The sequence below is a fragment of the Niastella sp. genome (genome assembly GCF_045805085.1).
In the GTDB taxonomy this organism is placed as follows: Bacteria; Bacteroidota; Bacteroidia; order Chitinophagales; family Chitinophagaceae; genus Niastella.
Window position 1 is genome coordinate 34,921 of the sequence record NZ_JBJMLX010000416.1, and the last position, 10,968, is coordinate 45,888.

Genomic DNA, 10,968 nt, shown 5'->3' on the forward strand with positions numbered 1-10,968 from the left:
GGAATTCAATGCCAACTGAGTGAGTTACCGGCAATTGCCACCGGTAATAATATATCCTTTATTGTTAGTTGTCTTTTGTACTGTTGCGTTCAACGACAGGGCTACCAGGCTCAATGCCCTTTCTACGTTGTCATTCAACCTGAAATACCCATAAAAAACACAGCCGCTCATATTTCCCTGCAAGAAGACTGTGGTATGATAATACCGTTCCATTTCCTGTATCACCTTTGCGACCGGCACCCCGGCATAACTGAACCGGCCACTGTTCCGCTGTTTGTAATACACCGCTTCTTCGGGCACATTTCGCTTCTCAATTTCATTGATGGTGATATTATACGTTACGCTTTGGTTCGCATTAATGATCACGGCCTGCAATTCATTGGAAGCATTCACCGTTTGTACTTTCACCCGGCCGGTGGCCACCACTACTTTGGCAATTCCATCGGGATACGCCTCTACATTAAAGGAAGTGCCCAGTACGGTGGCCATGATGTTGGCCGTATGAACAATAAAGGGTTTTTCATGATTGGGTTTAACTTCAAAAAAAGCTTCTCCGGTTAACTCCACCTCCCGGGTGTTCCTGGTAAACCGGTTTGGATACATTAGCCTGCTATTCGGTTCCAGCGTTATCATTGAACCATCAGGTAACCTGACTGTTTTTCTTTTACCTGTTATAACGATCTCCTGATCCGCCGGCATAAACAACATGCTTTTATTAAGATACCAATACCCTGTTCCTGCTATTATAATGATCAATGCTGCAATGGCCAGTTTCATGCGATGCAACCTGATAACCTGTGTAAACGTTGGGGTCGGGATGTAAATACGGCTGTGGATCTTTTCCAGGATCGCTTCTGACTGCACTTTATCCAAACTCTTCTTCATGTACGTGATGTCAGTCTCAAAATCCTCAGCCGCTATTTTTTGAATGTCTGAAATATCTTTATCGTTCAGATAATTCAGCAACCATTCTTCCTCTTCACTGGTCAATTTCTTCTGTGCCAACAAGTATTTCAAATAATCCTGTCTGTCTTTCACCAGTTAGATTTTATATATTATAAACACGGTTTACCGGAACTTTCGGGGGGAGGATTGTGCTTCTTTTTTTAGCTCTCTCTCTTATATACCGGCCTCCCCCCAACCCCCTCCGGTGGAGGGGGAGTAATACAACCTCGCGAAAATATTCAACCTGTCAACCTGTTAACATGTTAACTTGTCAACTTATCAAACCTCTCTCAACTCATCAACTATGTCAACTCGATCAACGTCCCTGGTCAACTCGTCAACTGGTTAACTGATCAACTTGCCCCCTACAACGCATACCCCATCCCGGATGCCTTATTCATATGCTGACGCATATATTCGCTTAAGCTGGCCATGGCCGCCGACAAATATTCCTTCACCGTATGTTTTGAGATCTTCATTTCCGCAGCCGCTTCTTCATACGTATAGCCTTCCAGCTTGCACAGTTTTATGATCCGTTGTTTTTGGGGAGAAAGGTTATCTATAGCCCGTTTAAGTAACTGGTAATATTCTTCATATACGGAGGCATTTTGAGGGATGGCTTCACTGTCGACCAGCAGCTTCCGGTGCAGCTCCTGTTCCCGCAGTTTTTTGCGGGTAAAATCTATTGATAAATTAAAGCTGATGACAAAGATCCAGTTCACAACAGGCTGTTCATAATTGATATCCTGCCGTTTTTCCCATAGCCTGATGAATACTTCCTGCAGGATGTCTTCAGACACCAGTGGGTCTTTTGTGAGTTTCAGAATGTTGCGGTATACCACCTGGTAATAACGCCAATACAAACTATCAAAGGCTGACACATCGCCTGCACGCATTTTTACTACTAGTTTAGAATCTGGGCTCTTCATAAAATGTACGTTTTTTTGTGTTAACTATCGGATTAAGGTTGAACGAATACAATTTCATATAGTAGCAACCAGGCTTGGTTTATAGCTTAATTATTTTCCTGGCAAGCTTTTGTTCCGCCGAGCGAATAACGATCGTATATACACCTGCCGCAAACCGGTTTGCGTCAATAGTGATCACATTCAATCCTTTTGACAGCTGGCTGGTGGTTGCATACAAGGGCCGTCCCTGCACATCATACAGGGTAATGCCGGCCGTTTGCGAACCGGGCGAAGTAATACGAATGGTTAATGCATCATCGAATGGAACAGGGCGTACATCTACTGCATATTCACTACTGGCTACCGGCGACAAACGAATGTTATTACTGTATTTCCAGGAGCCGTCTGTGTAATACAGTTTTAACCGGTAATAGTAAAATGCTGCGTGTACGGGTGGTTTATGTTCAGCGTTATAAGTTGACTTTGTATTGGTATTGCCATTGGCTTTCACATTGGCAATGGCCGTGTATATGGTATCATTGGTGGAATACTCCACGACAAAATGATCGGTATTGGTTTCTTTCGACGTTTCCCATGTCAGCAGGTTGCTGGTATCTTTGGCTTCACCATGTAACAACAATTGATCTGCCGCCACGGTATTTGACACCCGGAAATATTGCGTGAACCCACAACCAAAATCAGGCGATAAGGCCGCGGGATAGGCAGGCAAACCATTGGTGAAAGGAATAATGGCGCCATCTCTTTTGGCAGCATATAGGTAACCTTTTCCTGCAGCGGTATTGGCCCACCACGACAAGCCATCACAATTGGCATCGGTCACTACCAACCGGTAACAACCATTGGGCAATTCAAGGGAATCGGTGTAAACTGTCAATGCTGCGGTTGGACTGCGTTGTTTAATAACAGTTCCATTCAGATCTTCAATCCGCCATTTGGTTTGCGCAGCATAATTATTACTTTTTATAACCATTGCAAACTGGCCAGGCCAGTCGGGCGCCGCTACAAAAGAAGAGCCCATACTGTTATTAACAGCATATCCGTCAGAATTCCTATTTACCTGTTGAATAGTAACAACAAATTTGTTTATGGAACCAGCCTGCAGGGTTGTTAAAGCGGAAAGATCGGGCAAAATGATGGTGGTATCTTTTGAGGAAGCCAACGCCATGCCTGAGAGCGTATACGTTTGCAGGGTTTGTCCAACAACCCCATATTGAAGATCCACGGAATTAATGGTAGTGGCGCCGGTATTCTTTATAACCACCACCGGGTTGCCGCAAATAGGATTGGCGCGAAAATTCCCTTCATAGTCATTGGGCGCTATGATGTTTTCAACAGCTGCATCTACAGTTTGATTATACGCCCCATAAAAGAACAACGCCGATTCAATAATGTAGGAGGCATTGCCATTATCGGTGTATGTTTGAAAATTCACATCTACATTCAATGGATTGCCCACAGTGACGGCACCCAGGGGATGAACATTAGTAGTCACCTGTTCTCCGGGGCACCAGCCGGCCCGGTTGTACACCCAGGTGCCCGACTGCGGATATAAATTATTGCTGCCGCAATTGTCCTTCCAGATTGTTTTGGTTTCCTTTAAACTGTTGTTGGCATACACCTGATAATATTTGCTGCAGAATTCTGAACAACCGGTATTGTCGCTGCCATGACCGGTAACGGTAAAATTCATGTTAGCCTGCTGCGTGTTGGCAGGCACGGTTAAGGTCGTAGCTGGCAGGTAATTCTCTATGGGGTCGGTGGACCGGCCAAATGGAAAAGCGCCATGCCACAATCTTTTAATACCAGTTACATTGCGGGGCGGTACACCTTCGATAAAAGCGAATTTTATATTACCGGTAAATCCGCCGGAGTAGTTATGATAACTCAACCGGATAGTCGCTGCATTTTTCAGCAGGGGATAAAAATCTGTTACATCAAAATAATACCGCTGCTTCCAGCCCAAGGGTGTTCTGGGATAAGAGGCATTGGCGTATGGAGTAATTAGCCGGGATAATTCAAACGTATCGGTAGGCGTCATTAAAAAATTCTGTACTGTATAATCCCAGTCGCCACAATATTGCGTACCGGCCGGGCACTGGTATTTACCCAGTGTAAATACCATAATTATTTTGCGATAAGAAACAGTGCCGGAAGGAAAATTTACAGGGGAGTCGAAATCATTGTACCAGTCGAGCTGTACATCATTTTGCGCCTGTACCCAGGTAGTGTCGCCGGGGTTGGCTAAACTTTTTGCAGATAGCAGAAAAACAATAATGAGCAATAACATAACTGCCCGTACAAAATGGCTCATTTGTTACAGTTGAGTTTTGGTTGTCAAATTATTTATATCTGATCCGGGAATCTGATCTGTGTTTCGAAAACCAACAGATCATGATCGTTTTTCAAATAGTACAGTTGGGCTATATATTATTATTACGTTAATAGAGTAAAAAAAGGGGGAGACAGGGTGACTACAATACCGGGACAACATCGGGACAAACGGGATTTTCCACATTTTCATCCCCTCCTATACAGGTATTCACTTAACCATAACACATAACATAAATGTGTCACATTAACGTTTGACCCAAAGTTGTAAGCAAAAAGCAATACTTTCTCAACCCCACGTTAGTGAGGCTGCAGCGCTTAGGTAACCGCTTTAGGCGTTGAACTTTTGGCCTTAAGCCTACAGTGAGGCTACCAGCTCTTCGAGGGCCGCATCATCCGCCACATTAATTTTTTTGCGAATACGCTGTCGTGTTTTTTTAATGGAGTCGGGCGCAATGCCAAGCATGCCGGCCATTTCCCGTTTCGACAGTTGTAACTTCATCAGGGCAAGTAAACGTTGTTCCGAAGGTGTTAAATCGGGGAAGCGTTGTTTGAGTGTAGAAAAAAATCCTATTTGTACTTTTTCAAATAAGTTCCTGAATTCATTCCAGTCGTTTTCTGTGAGGATAGAATACTGTTTCAGCTTCGCAGCAATCGCCTCTTTTTCCTGCAGCAACATGTACTGTTCAGGTTGCGCGTGCAACTGTTCAATTTCCAGTTTAAACTGGTTTATCAGCTGGTTCTTTTCCCGCACGCTGTCGATATAATAATGCAACTGCCTGACGGCGTTATTCAGCAGCTCTTTGTTTTTCTTTTGCTTTAATTGCTGGCGGAAGATGAGCTGGGCGGCAATGATCAACACCAGCAGGATCACCACAATTATAAAATTACGTACCAGCACCATTTTGCTTTTCTCGCTCTCCAGCAACTTCATTTCCGACAAATGCAATTCCACCGCTACTTTCTGTTCGGCCTGACTGAACACGACGGCATCACGCCGCTGGTTCAACTTGTTCACCACCCGCCGGGCAGTATCCAGATAGGTAAAAGCACTGTCGTACCGCTTCAGGTATTTGAATAAGCGCGCCTTTTGTAAAGCATAATACACAAAAGGCCGCCGGTCGGTCTGTCTGTTTATCACCTCCCGCGCTTCTTCCAGTTTTAAGGCAGCAGCCTGCACCAAATGCTTATCCAGATCCAGATCGGCCAGCATGATGATGGTATTGGCGGCGCTGGTCCATTCTTTACTGGCCATGCTTAGCTCGTAATCAGTTTTTAATAAAGGAACAGCTTCGTCGTTCTGCTTTAAAAAGTAATACACTGTTCCCAGGTTGCCCGAAAGGATACCCGTCCAGGCAACATTATGGATGACGCGGGCAGTATCCAGTCCCCTGGTGAAATAGAAAATAGCGCTGTCATACTGTTTCAATTCCCGGTAAGCCAATCCCAGGGTATTCAGCGTGCGAACGGCATACAATGAATTGCTGTATGGATACCTGATGGCTTCCGATAAATACAGTTTTGCTTTATCGAAATTTCCAAAGTCGCAATAGATATAACCCAGATCATATAAATAACGGCTTGCATATGGATAATTCTCATATCCTATCTTCTGGATAATATTATTGGCTCTTATCATATATTCAAAGGCCTGGGGAAATTTATCCTGTTTGTAATACAACCACCCCATATTGTTATAGATCTCCGCTTCAGCTTCTTTCATCTCCAGCCGCAAAGCCATATTGAGTGCAGTAGTAAAGAATTCCAGCGCTTTGCCATTGCGCTGGTTGCTGAAATATTCTTTGAGATAATCGCCCATGGCCATCACCGAAAATATTTTCAGGGGCATATCATGTATGTTGGTAGCCCATTGACTGATGTGGTTCAATGCAACAAACGCCTGTGCAGAATCGAGGTGAATGATCTGATCGTTATAGATCTTCCGGGCAACAGTGAGCCGGTCTTCCCGGTTGGCATTTTTCAGTACAGATAAAAAATCGGTTTGCCCGGGCCTGGCTATAACCAGTGCAGGTAATAGCTGGCACAATAGCACAATAATAGTTCTCATGTTCGTTTAGTTCAGTTAATTCAGCCGTTCTGGTTACATACGATGACCTGCTCCATCTGCCATACGGCCGGGAGATTGCAGGCAGCATCATTATTTTAATAGTTAATGCAGGCAAGAATCTGATTCAACATCGATCTTGATAAAAGCGGAGAATAACAGGAATTGAAAAACAGTCAGTAATGCGATAATAAAAAATTATTGGCAATATAAAAAACTATTTTTTTACTAGTACCATGCAACCCTTTTAATAGTCTATTGTTCGATGTTATTTGCTAAATAGTAAGCATACACATAATCATAACATTAAATTCATTTTGAACAGAAACCAGACCATTTAAATTCGCGCTTAATTATGAAGAAATTTCTTTTTGGAGTTGGTGCTTTTTTGTTGTGCCATTCACTCGCTGCACAGGAATCGCATGTTGTGCTGATCAGTATCGACGGGTTAAGGCCTGAATTTTACAAAGACCCTTCCTGGAACATGGTGCACTTGCGGCAGGCTATGGAAACGGGTTCTTACGCCGATGGCGTAGAAGGCGTTTTCCCAACGGTCACCTACCCTTCTCACACAACCATGATCACCGGCGTAAAGCCGCTGAAACATGGTGTTTATTATAACACCCCTGCTGAACCACTCGGTGTTACGGGCAACTGGTTGTGGAAATATGAAAATATAAAAGTGCCTACGTTGTTCAGCGTGGCAAAAGAAAAAGGGTTGAAAACGGCCGCTGTTTTCTGGCCCGTATCTGTAGGCGGACCAGCAACCTACAACATTCCTGAATACTGGTACCTGCCCAAAGAAAAAGGACAGGACCGCGTGATGTCGAAAGCCCTGCAGGAAAATGCAACGCCCGCTGGATTGTATGAAGAAGTGGAACAACATGCGACAGGCAAACTGGAAGAAATTGATTTTAACGGCGACTACCTGGGCATAGATGAAAACCTGGCCCGTATGAGCTGTTATCTTATTCGTCAATATAAACCCGCTTTACTCGCAGTTCACCTGGTTACGGTTGACCATTTTGAACATGAGCAGGGCCGTGATGGTGATAAAGTTCGCGCGGCTATTGCCGGAGTCGACAGAGCCATCAAGAGTATCAGGGAAGCTGTACAAAAAGCAGGCATTGCCGATAACACCACATTTATAGTTACCGGTGATCATGGTTTTGTAGATATTCATTCAAACATTGCGCCCAATGTGTTGCTGGTAAAAGCCGGTTTATACGATCCGCAAAAACCAGAAAACTGGAAAGCTTATTTCCATCAAGCCGGTGGTGCAGCATTTCTGCAGTTAAAAGACAAAAACGACAAACAAACCAAAGAGAAAGTACTGCAGTTACTGAACAGCCTGCCCCTGGCCCAACAAAAGACGTTCATAATAAAAACAAGGGAAGAGATGGATGCCATTGGCGCCGATGGGTCTGCTACTCTGGCGTTAGCTGCCAAACAGGGATATGCTTTTTCCGGCGCCACCAGTGGTGAATTCATTCGAGCCGGCAAAGGCGGCACCCATGGTTTCTACCCTGACTTCAAAGAAATACAAACCGGTTTTGTTGCCTTTGGTTATGGTATTAAGAAAGGCGTGGTAATACCGCAAATGGGTTTAGTTGATATTGCCCCGCTGATCAGTAAATTATTAAATCTGAACATGCCCGCCGGTGACGGCGTATTGCTGGAAGGATTATTAAAATAGCTCTACCCACTCTTCGATTATTGACAGAGGGCCTACCGTTAGCGGTTGGCCCATTTTTATATTAGCATTATATTTCTATTTCCCCGCTTTCAATAAATGGTAGGCATGGTCGTTCTTGGCGTCTAAACCATTTGATCCTATGCGTTATTCCGTACCTGGCATATGTGTATCCCTGTTATTACTGTTTACCCATGATATTTTTTCACAATGTCCCGCCCCAATCCCACTATCCATCACGAAAGTAACAACTACCGAAAGCCGTTGCCAGGCATCAGGCACAGCTGTTGTACAGCTAACGGGTGGCGCCGCTCCTTTTAATTTTAGTATTACAGCCGGCCCTGTACTGGTACCAACCCAATCATCAAATCAATTTCAATCACTCTCAGCCGGCAGTTATACCGTTCGCGTTACAGATAATTGTAATACATCCAGTACCGCCAACTTTACGATTACCGGTTCATATGGCGTACCTGTGCCCACAGAACAGCTTACATCGCCCACCTGCCCTGGTGGTAACGATGGTAAAATCACGATAACCGTTACAAAAGGACGGCCCTCCTTTACCTACGCATTGGTAAATCCATCACCGGTTATCGTACCCGCACAACCGGGCAACGTGTTCACCGGTTTGCCGGCTGGTTCTTATACGTACCAGGTAACTGACTCTTGTGGTAATTTTCAAACCAGGACCGTTACTTTACCCGATGGGAATATCGGCTCATTTTTTGCAAACCGGGAGAATCCCAAATATGAAGGGTGTGATTCTTTTTCCATTCCTTATGCTATAGCTAACAACGGCTCTGTACGACCGCCCTATACCATTACATTGACATTGCCTAATGGTGTTACGCAAACCCATGTGTTCAATAGTAATGAACTGCGCCCGCCCAATCTCGGCTATATAATTATAGATACTTTCCGTTTCAGGTACCACCACGTTCCGGGTGCATCGGATCCCCTTCCCTTCACTATGTCGAATGGTTGTGGGTACACTACATCTGCTAATGGCTATTTATATGGACTGAATATGGTCGCTACCAGGATCCTGAGTGGTTGCCAATCGCTTACCTATACATTTGATCAGAATTCAGACAATAGTCCTGGCGCTACTAACAAATATCATTGTAACACTATTACCTATAACCTGGTTAGTCCGGCGAATGTAGTAGTAGCCACACAAACCAATAACTCCACGTTCTCCGGTTTTCCGCCTGGCAATAACTACCGGGTAGTGCGACAGGATTGTTGTTCAAAAGACAGTATTTATTTCAACTGGGAACAACGGCCTGCGTTGCAGCTATATGTTGGCCGCTCTTCCGGTTATGTTTGTAAAGAAGGGACAACCGCTGTCACAGTATCCCTCAACAACCCCACCCAGGTTAATATCATTATAGCATCGGGGCCGCCTTCCGTTACATTTGCCGATGGCACGGTGCATAATTACACATATCCCGATACGATAAAGAACCTATCCTTTAACAATAGCAACGCAACGCTCAATTATTTTACCGCAGGCACGTATACCCTCATCGCGGTGGACACCTGTGGCGCACGTTCTACTGTAACCCTTACCATAACACCGGCGGAATTGCGGCATTCTACCTTTTCCACTACGCTAAAAAAAGGATGTATCAATGACAACAAGATCATCTTTACAGCTCAATCCAGCACAGGCTTATATGATGGTCAAATCCTGGTCGGTAACCGGTTTTTCAACGCATATCATTTTCCATTAACTGATTCGGTTGTGAATTTGCCGCCGGGCACCTATGACAATTACTATGGTTATAGCAAACAGGGATCTCCCTGGTATTATTTAAAAGGCATGAGCACTTATAGCTGTGACACATTAAAATCGACCATTGTGATACCGGCTTATACACAACCCGCTTTTGCAATGGCGCCGGCGATAGCTGTTTGCAACAATCTACGCACGATAGCACTGTTGCCAGACAGCAATTCAGGTGTTTCGCCATACAGGTACCGTATCTCCGCTGGCGCCACCACCACACCTTTACAAAACAGCAATATCTTCTCAGGTTTAACCGCGGGCGCCTATACCCTTCAGCTGGCCGATGCCTGTGGCAACAGCTTCTCAAACAGTGTAATCATCGATACACTCAGTGTACCGGCAGTACATGTTGCCGGAACTGTTTGCGTGGGTACCAACACTACCCTTTCGCTGCCTGTGAATCCTTATTATACATACAGCTGGCAACGTCCTAACGGAAATATCGTAAACGGTAATACGCTTGGGCTGACCCCGCTCACGACGAACGATTTCGGGAATTATGTTGTTTCTGCAACCAGCAACATCAACGGCTGTATCAATACCAAAACGCACAGGCTTGTGGTAACAAATTGCTCTATAACCGGCATACTGCCCATGACACTGTTGCAATTCAACGGAAATCGCCGGGGTAATACCGTTGTATTGCAATGGGAAACCGCTGAGGAACTAAATACCAGTCATTTTATAGTGGAAAGAAGTACAGATGGCATCCATTTCAATGCCATTCAAAAAGTGATGGTATCCGGTGAAGGTACCGGCAACTACACAACAGCCGACTATCAACCATTGCCTGGCCTGTTATATTATCGCCTGCAAATGGTTGACATAGACGGTCGGTTCACCTACAGCCATACGCTTTCTATAAATAATGATACCAATACTATTACGGTAGCGCCGCGGCTGATCACCGACAACAGTGAGATAAAAGTTACACATGCAGCCAGTACAAAAACTGCCGTTATTCAAATTACAGGCATCGATGGCAAGGTATGGTTAACCCAACCTGTTGCCAAAGGCAGCCAGCAAACCACCATTAACACGAATTGGTTGGTCAAAGGAAATTACCTGGTAGTGTATAGTGGAGATGGAGGACGTACTGCAGTGCAAATAGTGAAACTATAGGCAGAAGGTACCAGATACAAGAATCAAGGCACAGGAATTTACAACTCAGGTTTCCCGAATATTACCGGAGACTCCGAATGTTAAGACTTGT

6 protein-coding genes are annotated in these 10,968 nt (G+C 44.7%); 2 read left to right on the forward strand and 4 right to left on the reverse strand.

Features of this window, described 5'->3' with window-relative positions:
• Positions 1–24: 24 nt before the first annotated feature.
• From ACJ751_RS21665 to ACJ751_RS21680, 4 genes are all read right to left on the reverse strand, one after another.
• Positions 25–1,038: a FecR family protein gene (locus tag ACJ751_RS21665; protein ID WP_407747613.1), complete on the reverse strand. Its 1,014-nt coding sequence runs from the start codon at positions 1,036–1,038 to the stop codon at positions 25–27.
• 272 nt (positions 1,039–1,310) lie between these two features.
• Positions 1,311–1,874, reverse strand: a complete 564-nt coding sequence (locus ACJ751_RS21670; protein ID WP_407747614.1) for an RNA polymerase sigma factor — start codon at positions 1,872–1,874, stop codon at positions 1,311–1,313.
• 79 nt (positions 1,875–1,953) lie between these two features.
• Positions 1,954–4,185, reverse strand: coding sequence for a peptide-N-glycosidase F-related protein (locus ACJ751_RS21675; RefSeq protein ID WP_407747615.1), 2,232 nt, complete (start codon positions 4,183–4,185; stop codon positions 1,954–1,956).
• 375 nt (positions 4,186–4,560) lie between these two features.
• Positions 4,561–6,270, reverse strand: coding sequence for a tetratricopeptide repeat protein (locus ACJ751_RS21680; protein ID WP_407747616.1), 1,710 nt, complete (start codon positions 6,268–6,270; stop codon positions 4,561–4,563).
• A 352-nt stretch (positions 6,271–6,622) separates the two neighbouring features.
• Here ACJ751_RS21680 and ACJ751_RS21685 point away from each other — a divergent pair, with 352 nt between their 5' ends.
• Together ACJ751_RS21685 and ACJ751_RS21690 are read left to right on the forward strand one after the other, a co-directional pair.
• On the forward strand, positions 6,623–7,963 hold the full coding sequence (locus ACJ751_RS21685) for an alkaline phosphatase family protein (protein WP_407747617.1): 1,341 nt from the start codon (positions 6,623–6,625) through the stop codon (positions 7,961–7,963).
• 139 nt (positions 7,964–8,102) lie between these two features.
• A complete protein-coding gene (locus tag ACJ751_RS21690; protein ID WP_407747618.1) occupies positions 8,103–10,877 on the forward strand; it encodes a SprB repeat-containing protein in 2,775 nt (924 codons plus the stop codon).
• Positions 10,878–10,968: the final 91 nt, after the last annotated feature.

What these genes read in the sequence shown, in the direction of transcription:
- ACJ751_RS21670 (WP_407747614.1), bottom strand. Translation starts at nt 1,874, where the DNA reads ATGAAGAGCCCAGATTCTAAACTAGTAGTAAAAATGCGTGCAGGCGAT.
- ACJ751_RS21690 (WP_407747618.1), top strand. Translation starts at nt 8,103, where the DNA reads ATGCGTTATTCCGTACCTGGCATATGTGTATCCCTGTTATTACTGTTT.
- ACJ751_RS21675 (WP_407747615.1), bottom strand. Translation starts at nt 4,185, where the DNA reads ATGAGCCATTTTGTACGGGCAGTTATGTTATTGCTCATTATTGTTTTT.
- ACJ751_RS21680 (WP_407747616.1), bottom strand. Translation starts at nt 6,270, where the DNA reads ATGAGAACTATTATTGTGCTATTGTGCCAGCTATTACCTGCACTGGTT.
- ACJ751_RS21685 (WP_407747617.1), top strand. Translation starts at nt 6,623, where the DNA reads ATGAAGAAATTTCTTTTTGGAGTTGGTGCTTTTTTGTTGTGCCATTCA.